Genomic DNA, 15157 nt, shown 5'->3' with positions numbered 1-15157 from the left:
AAATTTGGATGAAATTTTAATCGGCGCCGGGTCTATGAACCGTAAATATTAAGTTTCCCATGACAATAGGTTATTCTCGATTTTATAGGGGAAAAACTAATTTGAGGTTAGCCTTCGAGTTCGAGGTGCCAAGCTGGGACCAAATATATGATATGCTTCTTGGCCTGGCTGACAAGATAAAGCAGGATCGTTACCGCCCAGATATAATTGTCGGCATCTCAAGGGGAGGCTGGCCGCCTGCGAGAATAATGTCTGATCTTCTTGGCAATCCCGAACTGGCCAATGTCAAGGTTGAGTTTTATGAGGGAGTAGGTAAGACGAGAGAGGTGCCTGTGATAACGCAGCCTATCTCCGTTCCAGTGAAAGAGTCCCGCGTTCTCTTGATGGATGATGTTGCTGATACTGGAAGGAGCCTTAAACTTGTGAAGGAACGTGCTGTTAAGTGCGGCGCAAGAGAGGTTAGAACAGCGACAATTTACTACAAACCTTGGAGCATAATTAAACCCGACTACTACATGATGGAAACGAGAAAATGGATTGTCTTTCCATGGGAGAGAAAAGAGACGGTGAAGCAACTTTTAAGGGAATGTAGAGAAAAATGTCTTCCAATCGATGTGCTTAAGCAGGAGCTCCTAAAAGGGGGCATGAAGCCCGAGCTGCTGGAACGCCTCCTAAGGGATGTGATCGAGGAGGAGCAATTTGGAGGAAGCGAAATTCTCTGATTGGCACATTCTAATCGAGGGCTTCAAGAACGTTAATGTAAGCGACCCAAACGCATTATTTAACCAGGTAAGCAAGAATTCGAAAGAATGCTACGTACAATTTTTTAATGCTGACTTAATCGCAGGAGCGGATCATCTGCGCTTTGCATTCTTAAACGCATTAAGAAACATTGAGACGGGAAGAAGAATTTCGAAGAACATTTCAGTTGAGACTCTTGTATTTGCCTCTGCTCAGCGGCAGATAAGCCGCGCAATAGAAATTTTGGGCGTCACAAAAGAAACTTCACGGGTCGCTGTCATGGTAATCTCAAAAAGCCGTGAAAGGGCATTGGAAACCCTTGGCCTCCTATCGAAATTACTAGGTGGCGAAAGATCTGGAAGCGTAATCGAATTGACAGAAGACAAATACGACAACATTAAGAAGATTTTCAACATAAGCGACGATGAGATTCAGTCCGCCTTGAGGACAACAAAAGAAGAGGCGCTGAAAAATTTGATTATAGAGCACATCGCTATATTAGCGGCTCTGCGATGAGACCCTCTCCTTCGAGACTGAGAGAATATCTTCTGGGACTATTACCGAAACCCCTGTCAGCCGGCCCAGTATTTCTATTAGGAGGATTTTCTGCGGATTTTCGAGGTCGACTTTCCGGTCTATAACTTCAGCGGCCGCTCTTATTATTTCTCCAGACTGAAGATCAGTGTGCCTCTTCTCAACTGTTACACGAAAAGTTTCGGTTGGACCTATCTTTTCAACGAGCCGTGAGCATGCCCTTCTGATCTGATCCAGATCTGTTCGAACCACAATTTCTATGGGTATAAATCTAAGCGTGTAACGGAAATCTTGAGGCCTATCCCTAAGTCTCTTCCTCAGGTTCTCAATCACTTTGAATGAGTCCAACGCTGTCTTTGCAACAACAAGCCCCGCCACCTCGCTTCTTTCGACTAAAGGATCCTCATCGCCTAGCTCCCTCAGAAGAAACCAGATCTCGCTACACGCATCGCTTTCCAGTCCTCTCGGCGTCGAAACCAAAAGATTGAATTCATCGAGCGCCATTTCAAATTTTTCCTCCAAACCGAAATGAGTTATTTGTATTCACATCTAACGATCGGATCATATTTAATTATTTAAGAGCAGGCAGGGATAATAAGTAAGCGTAAATTGGCAAACAAAATTCCCTTTATGGTCAGTTAAAGTGGTACATGTGTCACAGCTTATGCTCCACGCCGTCGCCACACATCATCCCAAAATAGTTTTTTACCAATCCCCATATTTATACTATTTTACCCTCTACTTTTTAGTCGGCGATGAACATGTTTATTAGTTCGTCTCTGACAAAAAAGTTCTGGCAGGTTACGGTAGTTGAGAATCGCGATAATTGACAGGGATAAGTGTAAACCGCAACGCTGTAATCATGTTTGCCATAGTTTTTGCCCAATGGTGAGAAGCAGGATTGAAGCAGTACGCATCGAGGATGGAAAGCCCTTAATCTCCGAGACTCTCTGCACTGGATGCGGCATCTGCGTTAAGAAATGCCCATTCAAAGCCATCACCATAGTTAATCTCCCTGATGAACTAAAAGGTGAAGTCACGCATTGCTTCGGACCAAACGCCTTCAAACTTTTTCGTCTGCCCACACCATTACCAGGTCAAGTCGTCGGGTTGCTTGGACAGAACGGAATTGGAAAATCGACAGCGATCAGGATACTTTCCGGCGAACTGAAACTCAATCTAGGCAATCCAGAAGCAGCGCCCAGCTGGGAGGAGATAATCCAGTATTTTCGAGGCTCAGTCCTGCAAAATTACTTTCAAAAGATGAGTAATGGAGGAGTAAGGGTTGTTCACAAACCCCAATATGTCGATAAAATACCAAGGGTTGTTGGCGGAAAAGTCTCCGACCTACTAGAGAGAATAGATGAGAGAGACGTGCTTTCAGAGATCTCAAAGAGACTTCAGCTGGACGTGATATGGGATAGGCCGATCGATGTTTTAAGCGGGGGCGAGTTACAGAGAGTTGCAATCGCAGCAGCCATCTGCAGAGAGGCGGACATATACCTCTTCGATGAACCATCAAGCTATCTGGACGTGAAACAGAGGCTTGAGGCGGCGAAGGCGATCAGGAGCCTTAAAGAAGAGAATAAGATGATCGTCGTAGCTGAGCATGATCTAGCCGTCCTAGACTATCTTTCAGATTATGTCTGCCTATTCTATGGGAAACCCGGGGCCTACGGCATAGTCTCTAACATCCACGGAGTGAGAATTGGAATCAACATTTATCTTGACGGATTCATTCCAGATGAAAACATCCTCTTTAGGAAAGAGCCTATACGATTCAGGGTTAAGCCTCCCTCATCATCTGTTTCCGCGGGCGGCATCCTATTAAAATGGGGGAGGATGCGAAAGATCTATGAAGGATTTGTATTGGAGGTTGAGCCTGGAGAGGCTAGGCAAGGAGAGGTTATCGGAATCCTTGGGCCAAATGGAATTGGAAAGACAACTTTTGTTAAGCTTCTGGCTGGACTGGAGAAGCCTAACTTAGGCACGTCCCCGTTGGAGAATAAATTGAGCGTGAGCTATAAGCCCCAATATATCTCCTCCGACTATGAGGGGACGGTTGAAGATTTGATGAGGGATATTGCGAAAGAGGAGTTCAACACGAGCTGGTTCCAGACGGAGATCTTGCAACCACTCAACATTGGTTTCCTGCTGGATCATTCTGTGAAGGAGCTGAGCGGCGGGGAACTGCAGAGGGTAGCCATAGGCGTATGCCTTTCGCGAAAGGCAGACTTGTACTTGCTGGATGAGCCTAGCGCGTATCTAGACGTTGAAGAGAGATTAGCGATGGCGAGAACTGTTAGAAGGATAGTGGAAGATAGAAACGTCACAGCATTCGTCGTCGAGCACGACGTGGTTGCACAGGACTTCCTCGCGGACCGCCTAATGATATTTAAGGGTGAACCTGGGGTTAAGGGGATAGCCGAATCGCCCACTACTATGCTTGACGGAATGAATAGATTCCTAAGGGATATGGACATAACTTTCCGCAGAGATCCCTCCACAAAACGGCCTAGAGTTAACAAGGAAGGCTCAAAACTTGATAGGCACCAAAAAAGTATTGGTCAATACTATTATTCCAGCTGAATGAATTCTTGAGGCATTTCCCATAACATCTAATTTTTAGCTTAAAGTGCTAAGTAGAATGGGGGAAATACTAATAAGATCTAACGACTCACTGAGTAGAAGCAATCTAAGGGTGTAATACAATTGGAGAAGGTTAGAACCCCTATAGCCATCATAAACTTCAAGACCTATATAGAGGGTACAGGAAAAAGAGCGATCGAGCTTGCTAAGATGGCTGAAAGAGTAAGCCTAGAAACTGGCGTCTGCTTCGCTGTGGCACCGCAGCATGTGGACATATTTAGTGTAGCCAGAAATGTTGATATCCCAGTCTTCGCTCAGCACATTGACCCAATGCCTCCAGGAAGCTATACCGGCCACATTTTACCTGAAGCCGTTAAGGAGGCAGGTGCAATAGGCACATTAATAAATCATTCCGAGCGGAGACTTAAGCTGGCGGACATCGACGAGGCAGTAACAAGAGCGAGGCAAGCTGGTCTGGCATCAACTGTATGCACGAATAATGCTCGTGTAAGCGTTTCCGCAGCGGCCCTAGAGCCGGACATGATTGCCGTTGAACCGCCTGAGCTCATCGGGACAGGCATACCTGTTTCGAAGGCGAAACCGGAAGTCGTGACTAGCACAGTTGAATCTGTGAGAAGAGTTAATTCGAAGGTTATCATTTTATGCGGAGCTGGCATAACCAATGGGGAGGATGTAGCCGCGGCTTTAAGGCTTGGAACAGAGGGGATACTGGTCGCAAGCGGCGTGGTCAAATCAAAAGACCCATATAAAGTCATGCTTGAATTCGCTGAAGCCATGACCGGTAAAAAATAGGCATCGAAGAAGAGTGATGGATCTTTAGCCTATAAGCAAGCTTTCCACGAACCCAGACGGCTTTTCTCGCCATTTCGCATGGTCAAAGCATTTAAACGTTTACTCCTGAATCATTAATTGATGAGGATTGTGACGGGGAGCACTGTTTTTGCTTACGAGACTAAAGAAAACCTTCGAATCGTTGATTAAGAGTGAGGCTGAGATAGCGCATAGGTTACATTTGAAGCCGAATCACATAAGCCTCATAGGCTTTTCGCTTGGAATTCTAGCGGGCATCTCATACTGGTTTGCCGGAGCAAGCAGGTTAAATCCCAGCCTATATGCGGCCAGTCTCCTATTGGCTGCCGGGTTTCTGCTTCTATCAGGTTTCTGCGATGCATTGGACGGTGCATTGGCTAGGCTGTACGGTGAAGAATCGGTAACCGGAGGTTTCCTAGATTCTCTCCTTGATCGATATGTTGAAGCCTCGCTAATCTCAGGCATAATACTGGGCGGATTATGCGATGTACTTTGGGGGTTACTTGCATTGGTAGGCTCGATGCTGACGAGCTATACGCGAGCAAGATCAGAGGCTGCAGGTCTACCTATGGAGAAAATAGGCATCTTTGAAAGGGCTGAAAGGCTTCTTGCCATATTAGCCGGAACATTTATTGGCATCGGATTTCCTGAGGCGCTAAACTATGTAATTATAGGATTGGCATTCCTGACAAACCTAACAGTTCTTCAGCGGTTACATTACTTTTTTAGAAGCGCGAAGAGAAGGGGTCAGACAATAAGAATGAAAGTCGAGGTTTAGCGGGTGCTTTTTCTCAGCTCTTTAGCCCTAACCTTAACAATCCCACGGTGGACTGCGCAGGAGACACAGTAGTATTGTGTCGTAGCGTAAGTTGGCAAATATGCTCCTTTCTGCCTAAGTTCCTTAGAGAGAATAGGATCAACGAATGAGAGTCTACGTGTCGTCTTCTTAGCCTTATCCCTGGGAACAAGCTCTCCGCAGCCGCTACACTGAACAACACTACTTCTCCCCTTCTGCCCCTTTGAGCGCCCCCTACTCTTCCGCTTGTTAGGCATAGTTTTCGTGACCACCTATCCGTTTGGTTGATATAAAGATAAGACACAAATATATTCTTATTCTTAAGAATCATGGAAATTTGACATGTTCGATATAGTTACCGTCGGAAATTTCTCCATAGACCATATATTTTTGCCGCAGAATTGGCGGGCGCGACGCAGACTAGGAGGCTCCGCCACGTATGTCTCACTCGCAGCCAAGAACTTAGGCTCAAATGTCTCAGTGGTTTCTAAGGTAGGAGAGGATTTCCCTCAGCGGTATATTCAATGGTTGAAGAGGCGTGGCATTGACCTATCGAGTCTCCAGATAATAAAGGGGGATTCGACTACTAGATATCTACTCTGCTACAGCGAAACTGGCATGAGAAGACTAATCCTTAAATGTAAAGGTCCCGTCATAAGAGATGAGGAAATAGAGTCAGTTTCTGAAGCAAGAGCCCTTCACATTGCGCCCATAGCCGGTGAAATATCGTCTACAGCGCTGCGTAGAGTTGTGGGCAGGGGCATGATTGTCTCTGTTGATCCGCAGGGCTTTCTACGCAGCTTCATGCAAGGAGGCGAGGTATATCTTGAGGGCCGCTTCGGATATGAAGCCTTTAGAGGGGCGGACATAATTAAGGCATCTGAGGATGAAGCCGAAGCGATCACAGGAACAACGGATTTGCAGAAGTCAATAGATATACTCTCCGATGCCGATGTGAGAATTATCATGGTTACTAGAGGAGTAAGCGGCTCGATCCTGAGGTTATATGACAGAACATATCTGGTTCCAGCGGCGGAGCCTAGAAAAGTCGTTGACACTACGGGCTCTGGCGATGTTTTCATAGGAGCCTTCTTGGCTGAGTATGTTCGAGGAGAAGATATACTCTGGTGTGCATCAGTTGCATCCGCTGCCGCTTCGTTCATAATCGAAAAGGTCGGTCCGTCGGGGTTCGGATCTAAGAAGAGGATTTATGAACGAGCGACCACTGTTCATGATAAGATAGAATTATTATAAGGGGTTGTCGAGCCTGTTTGCGGCATAACTGATGATTTGCTGCGTGCGATCAGGTTAAGAGGAAAACATGCATAAAATTAATACTCATGAAAAGACTGCTCCAGCCTCAATCATATTTTAGAAGCATCTACAAGAAGCAAACTAGAACCCTCGGTTTTCAAGCGTCAGACATCGAGGAGTGGTTGCTTTGGAGGCCAAAACTTAGATGTAAGTTAGCGGAGCTTCTAAATCTCCCCGAAGGATTCAAGATTAACTTCAAAGTTGTTTCGGAGGTAAGCCGCCCAGGTTTTCTTATGCAGAAAGTACTCATTGAGACGAGACCTCATTTATGGGCGCCCCTCTACATCCTCATACCCGAGAATATTAATGGCAAGGCTCCAGCTGTCATCGCGCTCCATGGCCACGGATATGGAAAAGATGAGATTTCGGGCATAACGGAGGAAGGAAAATTCCGGGACAGCCCCGAGGGCATCTATAAAGATTTTGCGGTTCAACTTGTTAGGATGGGTCTTTTAGTTGCGGTTCCAGACCAGTTTGCATTTGGGGAGAGAAGAAATGTTGAAGATGTTAGGAAGGGAAGGAGGAATAACTCTTGCCATCTAGCGACCGTCTGGGCTTTTATGCTCGGATCCTCTATGGTCGGGTTTAGAGTATGGGACGTGATGAAAATAATAGATTATTTACAGCAGAGAAGCGAGGTTGACGCGAGGAGAATAGGCGGGATGGGATTATCCGCTGGCGGAACAACATTACTATATGCTTCGGCCATTGATGAAAGGATCAGGGTTTCAGTCCTAAGCGGGTCTTTCTGCACATTCTTCGATAGTATACTCGCAATGAACCATTGCATCTGCAACTATGTGCCAGCATTGTTGATGTATGCAGAAATCTACGACATCGCCTCGTTGATTGCGCCGAGACCCTTACTTATAGAGGCAGGCATTAATGATCCAATCTTTCCCATAAATGGGGTGCTTAAGGCCTATTTGGAGACGAAAAAAGCTTATCATCTCCTCAATGTTGGGGAGAGACTGGCCCTAGATTTATTCGATGGTGGTCATGAGGTAAGCGGCTGCAAAGCCTTTCCATGGATTATGAAGTGGCTGTCAATCGAAGAACCGGACATACTGCTGATGCCTATGTAAAGCGATGAATGATTTTCTGCAGTCCTTAATTGCATGAGTCGACTTTTGTGCGCATAAAGTTTCTGGAAAACTCTTTTAAGGTGAATAATCAACAGTTAGTTTCTCAGTAGCCTAATAGAATGGCGGTTAAATTGGGCAGAGTATCTAAAGGGACAATATGTAGCGTGGAAAACTGTGAGAAGGAGGCTGTAAGATCGTTACCTCTAGAAAATGTGACCTCTGCAGGTATCAAAGTGCAAATGGCGAGACGCGTATACCTTTGCAAAGACCATTACAAGGAGTATAAGAAGGCTACTAGAAAAGATAGAATGGTGGATAAGTGGCGCTACAGGTTACAGTAGGCAAATCATTTAAGGAGCCCCTTTCGCTCCGCATAATAAAAGATCGACCATGCTGACTTGTGGACCCCTCCCCCATTTTTCACAGATTCTTTAAATATTATTCGACTCCAGTTTGGGATGGGTGCAATAAAGATGGCTGAATTTCTGATTCTTACCCCACACATTGGAGGGGATCCGAAAAGGGAGAGAGTTATTATGGAGGCCGTAATCGAGGCTGCTGAAGTCTCCGGCATAAGCAGAATTGTTAAGAGGAGAGGGAACGTTTACAGCATAGGCGTTTATTTATGTCATGAAAGTGGAAAGTCACTTCTATATAATGACTGGGGAAGAGAATGGGACAAAGAAAGTATTTTTAATCTAATAATCTCCTCTCTTAGGCTATCTAGATCGGCAAGACCTATTGATCAACTGGTGCTCTCAGTCTCCTGAAGCCGGCTGTTCATCTTACGTCCAGTCGAACAAAAAATCTTTATTCTAGGATTAAGCATAAGACTGGTTGCTGCATGGTCCCAATGGGGCTTACCTATTGAGAATACTTCAACTTCACTCAGACTTCATTGAGTATCGCCCAATCAAGAAGGAGATACCCTCAGCCGAGGAGTGTAAAGAGGAGACCAGCAGAATAGAGGAGCTAGTAGTCCTCTTCACCTGTGTTGAAAAAGGGGATTCCCCTCAGACAGCGAGAGAAGCGATAGATCAGGTTAAAGGCTACCTGGACCAGGTAAAGGTTAACAGGATTCTCCTATACCCATACGCTCACCTTAGCGGCGAACTTGCAAGTCCAAGCGATGCGCTCAGTATTCTTAAGGAGATGGAGGCATACGCCAAAGAAAAGGGCATCGAGACCTATCGTGCGCCGTTCGGATGGTGCAAGCAGTTCTCCATATCGATCAAGGGCCACCCGCTTGCGGAACAGTTTAAAACTATATCTTCCGGCGTTAAAAGGGAGGCTGAGGTTGTATCCAAGGCCTTAGAGGCTGAGGAGAAACTGAGGTCTTATTGGTATATCCTCAAGCCTGATGGCGATCTCATTCCAGTTGACGAGTTCAATTTTACTGGGCATGAGAATCTCAAGAAGTTTGCAGAATATGAAATTTCTAAGGTGAGAGCGGTCCAGCAGGTTCCTCCGCATGTAAACATTATGAAGAGACTTGAGTTGGCGGATTATGAGCCCGCAAGCGACTCGGGGAACTTCAGGTGGTATCCTAAGGGTAGGCTCGTCAAGTCTCTTATTGAACGTTACGTCACAGAGAAGGTGATAGCATATGGCGGGATGGAAGTTGAAACGCCGGTAATGTATGATCTGGAACATCCAAGCCTAGCGAGTTATCTACATAGGTTTCCCGCACGGCAGTACATACTAAAATCTGACGACAAGGAGTTTTTCCTGAGGTTCAGCGCATGTTTCGGTCAGTTCCTGCTGGCGCATGACGCGCAGATCTCCTATCGCCAACTGCCACTAAAGATCTATGAGTTGACGAGATACAGTTTCAGGAGAGAGAAGAGCGGTGAGCTTGCCGGGCTGAGGAGGCTTAGGAGCTTCACAATGCCAGACTGCCACGCCCTATGCGCGGATATAAACCAAGCGAAAGAGGAATTTGTAAGGAGGTTCAGGCTGAGCCTTGAGACTCTTGAGGGTCTTGAGTTGACAAGAGATGATTGCGAGTTGGCCATAAGATTCACCAAGGATTTCTATAAGGATAATAGGGATTTCATAGTCTCGATTGTGAAGATCTTCGGGAAACCGGCTCTGGTAGAGATGTGGGAGGAGCGATTCTTCTATTTCATCCTGAAATGGGAGATAAACTTTGTTGATAGTCTCGGCAAAGCCTCCGCCCTCTCAACAGACCAGATAGACATAGAGAATGGGGCCAGATATGGAATAACATTTGTCGACGAGAAGGGCGAAAAAGTGAATCCGCTGATCCTTCATTGCTCACCAAGCGGAGCGATCGAGAGGGACATATACGCAATTCTGGAAAAGGCTTACATGGATCAGCAGAACGGCAAGGCCCCGATGCTGCCACTCTGGCTCTCCCCGACCCAGGTGAGGATTATCCCGGTGTCCGAAGAGTTTTATGGCGATGCTGAGAGTATTGCGATTAGGATCTCTGAGGAAAGCATTAGAGCTGACTGGGATGATAGGCAGATGACGATGCAGAAGAAGGTTAGGGAGGCTGAGATGGAGTGGATCCCCTATATCGTCGTCGTCGGAAAGAGAGAGGTGGAGACCGGAAATCTTGCTGTTCGAGATCGTCGTCTAAGTAGGGCTGGGCAGTCCAGTAGAATAAGAATGATGAAACTCGAAGATCTTATTGCTGAGATAAAGAGTATTACGAAGGGAAAGCCCTTCATGCCACTTTCTCTGCCCATGGCCGTTTCTAAGAGACCGCGTTTCTATGGATAGATACAGTCTCATCCGTCCTCGATAGAAAAAGAAAAATAAATTTGAGGATTATCTAGATCCAAGTGTGAGGTGCATCTTTTGTCAGAGAGAGAACCGCTCGTCTATATAGATGGCAAGTATTATCCAAAGTCTGAAGCCAAGATATCGGTGTTCGACCATGGTCTCCTTTACGGCGACGGCGTTTTTGAGGGGATAAGATCGTATAATGGCATAGTCTTCCAGCTGAAGGAGCATATAGACCGCCTCTACAATTCAGCCCGCGCGATCATGCTTGAGATTCCATTAAGCAAGGAAGAGATGATTCAAGCCGTCCTTGAGACTTTAAGGGTGAATGGGCTGAGGGATGCTTACATTCGCCTAGTAGTCACGAGAGGTGTTGGCGATCTAGGCTTAGACCCGAGGAAATGCCCCCGACCAACCATAATAATCATCGCGGTTCCTATGCTCAAACTTTACGATGACGAGAAGAGGAACCGCGGCATGAGCATGATAATCTCTTGGACTAGGAGAGACCCTGTCGACGCTACAACCCATGAGATAAAATCGTTGAACTACTTGAACAGCATATTAGCCAAGATCGAGGCTAACAATGCTGGGGCAGATGAGGCCATAATCCTAGACACGCATGGATGCATCTGCGAACCTACAGGCGAGAATATATTCATCGTGAAGGATGGGAGACTGTTCACGCCTCCCCCCTCAAGCGGCCCCCTCTGCGGGATCACGGCGAGCGTAGTGAAGAAGATTGCTGAGAAACTCGGCTACCCAGTCATCGAGAGGGCAATCACGGTGGCTGAGCTTTACAGCGCTGATGAGGCATTTATGACTGGAACCGCCGCGGAGATCATGCCGATAAGAGAGGTGAATAAACGTGTTATTGGAGAGGGCAAGATTGGACCTGTGACGAGGAGGCTGCTTGAAGAGTTCTATAAGGTTGTGAGGGATCCCTCTCATGGGATACCAATTGAGAGGACAATATAGAATTGAAGGTTCTTATTCTGACTGAGAGGGATATAGAGCCTTTACTGTCAATGGAGGAGACTATTAAGGCTGTAGAAGCGGCCTTTAAAGAGAAGGGCCTGGGACATGTACAGATGCCATCAAAGCAGTTCCTGATATATGATAGGTACGGCGGCGACCTTAGATCGATGCCATCTTATCTTGAGAGGCTAGACATATCCGCAGTTAAGATTGTGAACTCCCATCCTGACAACCCAGTGAGGCACGGTCTTCCAACGGTCATGGCAACAATAATCCTGATCGAGCCTAGAACTGGCATGCCGCTAGCGATAATGTCTGGAAACCGAATCACAGCGGTGAGAACAGGCGCAGCCGGAGGTATTGCCGCAAAATATCTGGCAAGGAAAGAACCTAAGATTGTAGGTCTCGTCGGTGCTGGGACGCAGGCCAAAACCCAGCTGCAAGCTCTTCTCACGGTTTATGAAAGCCTAGATGAGGTGAAAGTTTGGAGTAGACCTGACTCAACGAGGGAGAAACTTATTGAGGGGATAATCGAGGCGTACGCTGATTTTGTGAAGATAACCCCGGTCGAGAAAGTTAGAGAAGCTGTAATTGGAGCGGACATTGTTGTTACAACAACGCCGTCTAGAAGACCAATCGTTTCGTACGAATGGGTGTCAGAAGGACAGCATTTTTCATGTATAGGTGCAGATGCGCCTGGTAAGGAGGAGCTAGACCCGAAGATCCTGAAAAACGCCAAGATTGTTCTTGATGATTGGGAGCAGGGTCTCCATTCAAGCGAGGTTAATGTCCCCTATTCTAGGGGGTTAATATCTGAGAGAGACATCTGGGGCGATATTTGCGAGGTGGTAGCTGGTCTTAAGGATGGAAGAACATCGGACCGAGAAATAACGGTCTTCGCCTCGTCTGGTTTAGCCATCCAAGACGCTGCAACTGCGAAACTCGTCTACGATAAGGCAGTGTCCGCTGGCATTGGCCAGTACATCGATTTTATGTGAGGGGTAAAAAATGGAGGCCAATGTTCATAAAATGTTGATGCAGGATTTCTCAAGTTCATTAAAGATTTAACTTATTGTTTGAGGTGGATAAATGTCTAAGGGGATCCGCATTCCATTCTGGAAGATGCATGGGATAGGGAATGATTATGTGCTAATAGATAATAGGTCGGGGCTTCTGGCTGAAGAGATTCTCAGCAATGTTGCACGCTGTATCTGCAGGAGGAGATTCTCCATAGGGGCTGACGGGCTTCTTCTAATTGAACCCTCACAGGTGGCGGATGTCAAGATGAGAATATTCAACGCTGACGGAAGCGAAGCGGAGATGTGTGGAAATGGGATAAGATGCTTCGCTAAGTATTGCTACGAGAATGGGATAGTTCAGAAAGAAGAAATCTCTGTGGAAACGCTTGCTGGGGTTAGAAGGGTCTGGCTGGAAACGGAGAAGGGGAAAGTTCTATCAGCAACTGTTGACATGGGTAAGCCTATTTGGGAGAGAGAAAGGATACCAGTTCTGGGGAAAGGTAGGTTTATAAATGAGAGCCTAAAAGTGGACGGAGCCCTGTTTAAGGCGACATGCCTCTCCCTAGGGAACCCGCATTGCGTAATATTCGTCGACAACGTTAAGGATTTTCCCGTCGAAAAAATCGGGCCGAAAATTGAGAATCACCCTATTTTTCCAAGCAGAATCAATGTGGAGTTTGTTCAGATCTTGAAGATGGATGAAATCAGTGTGCGCGTTTGGGAGAGGGGTGTAGGGGAGACCCTGGCATGCGGGACAGGGGCCTGCGCCTCAGTCGCGGCCGGGAACGCCATAGGAAAATTGGGGCCAAAATGCATTGTCCATCTGCTCGGCGGAGACCTAGCTATTGAGTATAAAATTGAAGGCATATTAATGAGGGGTCCTGCGGAGAAGGTGTATGAGGGAGTAATCTTGTTATAAACATAAGAAGGCAAGAATTTCAACGTATCCCTTGCATTAAGGATCTGGAATTGATCAAGACTTTTTGTGATATACTGTTGAGAAACTTAAGAGGATGGCCATAAGGATCTAAAAGCTGGAACTCTGCGAATTGCGCTGATGATTGGAACAGTAACCAAAATGGAGATGATGATTGCAATACAGTCTTCTATGAATGAGTCAATGGCCCCGGCTGCGAAGACATAGTATAAGGCTTCTTGGGTCAGCCCAAAGATCGTGTAAAGATTCAATGGAACCAGGAGGAAGATTCTTGCAAGAGCATCTGTGACGGTGCCGATGAATGAGATTAGCGGAATGGCTATGGTTAGGCGCCTATAGTTATCCCAACTAACATTTTTCATCATTCTGGCAATCGGATAGATCAAGACGAGTGCTATGATAATATCAATGATCGCCCAGAGGGGAAGCGATCTTCCTATTGGGTGCATGAAATAGGCTAGAAGCATAAACGCGTAGAGGAGGAGGACCCCGCGCCATTTGCCTCTGGCTAAGAATCCAGTAGCAAGTACACCTATAGGCTCAGCGACTATGCCGAAGACCAGGTATTCATTGGGTCTGATGGATCTGGCGATGGCCCCTCCTATCAGCGCGGTAAATGCCCCAGCATATGGACCAAGTATGATTCCCTCAAGTGGTTCAAGATAGATGGCCCAGTTTCTCCAGAGCCCAAATGACATTAAATATAGAATGGCATGTAATGAGGCAAAGACAGCGATGAGCGCCGCGAATCTTGAGGGGATCATAACAGCCCAATAGGTATAGTTAATAAAAAGTGTTATTGATAAGAATGGGTTGTTGCCACCTGTAAGAGGCATCAAAGTGCATGGTTAATCCGCATATACCATGCCGAAAATATTAGGCTTAGAATACAGGGTTGCAACCAATATTTTAAATACATGTTATGCCTGAATATTTGATCATGGACTTAAAGGAAAAACTGTTCAAGCTTTGCTCCTCTTTTGGGTACAAGCGTTACTTCACGCTACTCATGTTCATAACCGAAGGAATGGCATGCATAAACATAGTATTTATGTTTCTATTCAGGGAGTTCTTGGCGGCTATAATTTTATGCGGTTTCATAGCTCTAATCTTCACGGTGATAACGATGGGGCTTCATATACTTGTTCGCATTGAGGAGACGAGAGAGTGGATGGCGGCGGAGAATATACAGAACAGCGCTAAGAAAATGGCATGAGCAATGAATAGTTTAACCTTGAAGACTTTTTTACCAGTATCAACGTGAAGGGGCAACATCATATTATTATAGCCGCTGATTTAACGAACTTTAGCCGTCCATTTCGCATGCTGAACGATTTTTAGGCGAGCTCAGAGGATGAAAGACTATTTAGAAGATCGCATAAAGTTCTTAGCGAATGGTGTGGAGCTGAACCAGCATGATTAAGATTACTTATCTTGGGGCTGGAAGCGGCTTCGTCCCAGTTCTCAGTAAGGACATCTTCCAGATTCCTGGGCTTGACTGTGGGGAGCTATGTCTCGTAGATATTGATCCGGAAAGGTTAGAGCTTTCTCAGAAGGCAACGGAAGTGGTTAATGAGAAATT

18 protein-coding genes are annotated in these 15157 nt (G+C 46.2%); 15 read left to right on the top strand and 3 right to left on the bottom strand.

Annotated elements, in window-relative coordinates; all coding sequences use genetic code 11:
- Positions 1-101: 101 nt before the first annotated feature.
- Positions 102-722 (top strand): phosphoribosyltransferase, encoded by a 621-nt coding sequence (locus tag NZ952_03440; protein ID MCS7120238.1) that lies wholly within the window; start codon positions 102-104, stop codon positions 720-722.
- Positions 700-1257 carry a KEOPS complex subunit Cgi121 gene (cgi121, locus tag NZ952_03435; GenBank protein MCS7120237.1) on the top strand — a complete coding sequence of 186 codons (558 nt, stop codon included), beginning with the start codon at positions 700-702 and terminating at the stop codon, positions 1255-1257. Before NZ952_03440 ends, cgi121 begins: the two co-directional genes overlap by 23 nt.
- Here the strand turns inward: cgi121 and NZ952_03430 are convergent.
- Entirely contained in the window at positions 1240-1779 is a 540-nt protein-coding gene (locus NZ952_03430; protein ID MCS7120236.1) for a THUMP domain-containing protein, read from the bottom strand. The genes cgi121 and NZ952_03430 overlap by 18 nt on opposite strands.
- 306 nt (positions 1780-2085) lie before the next feature.
- Here NZ952_03430 and NZ952_03425 point away from each other — a divergent pair, with 306 nt between their 5' ends.
- The 3 genes from NZ952_03425 to NZ952_03415 all read left to right on the top strand — a co-directional run bounded on the left by NZ952_03425 (position 2086) and on the right by NZ952_03415 (position 5473).
- Entirely contained in the window at positions 2086-3864 is a 1779-nt protein-coding gene (locus tag NZ952_03425) for a ribosome biogenesis/translation initiation ATPase RLI (protein MCS7120235.1), read from the top strand.
- 123 nt (positions 3865-3987) lie between these two features.
- The gene (gene tpiA, locus NZ952_03420; GenBank protein ID MCS7120234.1) at positions 3988-4677 is read left to right on the top strand and encodes a triose-phosphate isomerase; all 690 of its coding nucleotides are present in this window, start codon (positions 3988-3990) and stop codon (positions 4675-4677) included.
- A 148-nt stretch (positions 4678-4825) separates the two neighbouring features.
- Complete coding sequence (locus NZ952_03415) at positions 4826-5473, top strand: CDP-alcohol phosphatidyltransferase family protein (protein MCS7120233.1); 648 nt, start codon at positions 4826-4828, stop codon at positions 5471-5473.
- Here NZ952_03415 and NZ952_03410 read toward each other — a convergent pair.
- Positions 5470-5748, bottom strand: a complete 279-nt coding sequence (locus NZ952_03410) for a 30S ribosomal protein S26e (protein ID MCS7120232.1) — start codon at positions 5746-5748, stop codon at positions 5470-5472. The two genes, NZ952_03415 and NZ952_03410, sit on opposite strands and share 4 nt — an antisense overlap.
- An 85-nt stretch (positions 5749-5833) precedes the next feature.
- Between NZ952_03410 and NZ952_03405 the strand changes: the two genes are divergently transcribed.
- The 8 genes from NZ952_03405 to dapF all read left to right on the top strand — a co-directional run bounded on the left by NZ952_03405 (position 5834) and on the right by dapF (position 13557).
- On the top strand, positions 5834-6745 hold the full coding sequence (locus tag NZ952_03405) for a carbohydrate kinase family protein (protein ID MCS7120231.1): 912 nt from the start codon (positions 5834-5836) through the stop codon (positions 6743-6745).
- Between the two features lie 86 nt (positions 6746-6831).
- Positions 6832-7890 (top strand): alpha/beta hydrolase family protein, encoded by a 1059-nt coding sequence (locus tag NZ952_03400; GenBank protein MCS7120230.1) that lies wholly within the window; start codon positions 6832-6834, stop codon positions 7888-7890.
- Positions 7891-8021: 131 nt separating this feature from the next.
- The gene (locus NZ952_03395; GenBank protein MCS7120229.1) at positions 8022-8231 is read left to right on the top strand and encodes a hypothetical protein; all 210 of its coding nucleotides are present in this window, start codon (positions 8022-8024) and stop codon (positions 8229-8231) included.
- Between the two features lie 132 nt (positions 8232-8363).
- Positions 8364-8660, top strand: a complete 297-nt coding sequence (locus NZ952_03390; protein ID MCS7120228.1) for a hypothetical protein — start codon at positions 8364-8366, stop codon at positions 8658-8660.
- Positions 8661-8757: 97 nt separating this feature from the next.
- The gene (locus NZ952_03385; protein MCS7120227.1) at positions 8758-10638 is read left to right on the top strand and encodes a threonine--tRNA ligase; all 1881 of its coding nucleotides are present in this window, start codon (positions 8758-8760) and stop codon (positions 10636-10638) included.
- 78 nt (positions 10639-10716) lie between these two features.
- Positions 10717-11619 carry a branched-chain-amino-acid transaminase gene (ilvE, locus tag NZ952_03380; GenBank protein MCS7120226.1) on the top strand — a complete coding sequence of 301 codons (903 nt, stop codon included), beginning with the start codon at positions 10717-10719 and terminating at the stop codon, positions 11617-11619.
- Positions 11620-11621: 2 nt separating this feature from the next.
- Positions 11622-12617 (top strand): alanine dehydrogenase, encoded by a 996-nt coding sequence (gene ala / locus NZ952_03375; protein ID MCS7120225.1) that lies wholly within the window; start codon positions 11622-11624, stop codon positions 12615-12617.
- Between the two features lie 91 nt (positions 12618-12708).
- The gene (gene dapF / locus NZ952_03370) at positions 12709-13557 is read left to right on the top strand and encodes a diaminopimelate epimerase (GenBank protein MCS7120224.1); all 849 of its coding nucleotides are present in this window, start codon (positions 12709-12711) and stop codon (positions 13555-13557) included.
- Between the two features lie 86 nt (positions 13558-13643).
- Here dapF and NZ952_03365 read toward each other — a convergent pair whose 3' ends face one another.
- The gene (locus NZ952_03365) at positions 13644-14339 is read right to left on the bottom strand and encodes a hypothetical protein (protein MCS7120223.1); all 696 of its coding nucleotides are present in this window, start codon (positions 14337-14339) and stop codon (positions 13644-13646) included.
- A gap of 176 nt (positions 14340-14515) precedes the next feature.
- Here NZ952_03365 and NZ952_03360 point away from each other — a divergent pair, with 176 nt between their 5' ends.
- Positions 14516-14791: a hypothetical protein gene (locus NZ952_03360; GenBank protein MCS7120222.1), complete on the top strand. Its 276-nt coding sequence runs from the start codon at positions 14516-14518 to the stop codon at positions 14789-14791.
- 199 nt (positions 14792-14990) lie between these two features.
- A partial coding sequence (locus tag NZ952_03355) for an alpha-glucosidase/alpha-galactosidase (protein ID MCS7120221.1) occupies positions 14991-15157 on the top strand: 167 nt, incomplete at its 3' end.

The organism is Candidatus Bathyarchaeota archaeon, assembly GCA_025059045.1.
Classification (GTDB): Archaea; Thermoproteota; Bathyarchaeia; order Bathyarchaeales; family DTEX01; genus JANXEA01.
The sequence above is the reverse complement of the archived record's forward strand: the minus strand, read 5'-3'. Positions and strand labels throughout refer to the sequence as shown.

Excerpts from the sequence above, each read along its gene's own strand:
- NZ952_03430 (MCS7120236.1), bottom strand. The coding sequence starts at position 1,779 with ATGGCGCTCGATGAATTCAATCTTTTGGTTTCGACGCCGAGAGGACTG.
- NZ952_03410 (MCS7120232.1), bottom strand. The coding sequence starts at position 5,748 with ATGCCTAACAAGCGGAAGAGTAGGGGGCGCTCAAAGGGGCAGAAGGGG.
- NZ952_03405 (MCS7120231.1), top strand. The coding sequence starts at position 5,834 with ATGTTCGATATAGTTACCGTCGGAAATTTCTCCATAGACCATATATTT.
- NZ952_03400 (MCS7120230.1), top strand. The coding sequence starts at position 6,832 with ATGAAAAGACTGCTCCAGCCTCAATCATATTTTAGAAGCATCTACAAG.
- NZ952_03390 (MCS7120228.1), top strand. The coding sequence starts at position 8,364 with ATGGCTGAATTTCTGATTCTTACCCCACACATTGGAGGGGATCCGAAA.
- dapF (MCS7120224.1), top strand. The coding sequence starts at position 12,709 with ATGTCTAAGGGGATCCGCATTCCATTCTGGAAGATGCATGGGATAGGG.
- NZ952_03365 (MCS7120223.1), bottom strand. The coding sequence starts at position 14,339 with ATGATCCCCTCAAGATTCGCGGCGCTCATCGCTGTCTTTGCCTCATTA.
- NZ952_03360 (MCS7120222.1), top strand. The coding sequence starts at position 14,516 with ATGGACTTAAAGGAAAAACTGTTCAAGCTTTGCTCCTCTTTTGGGTAC.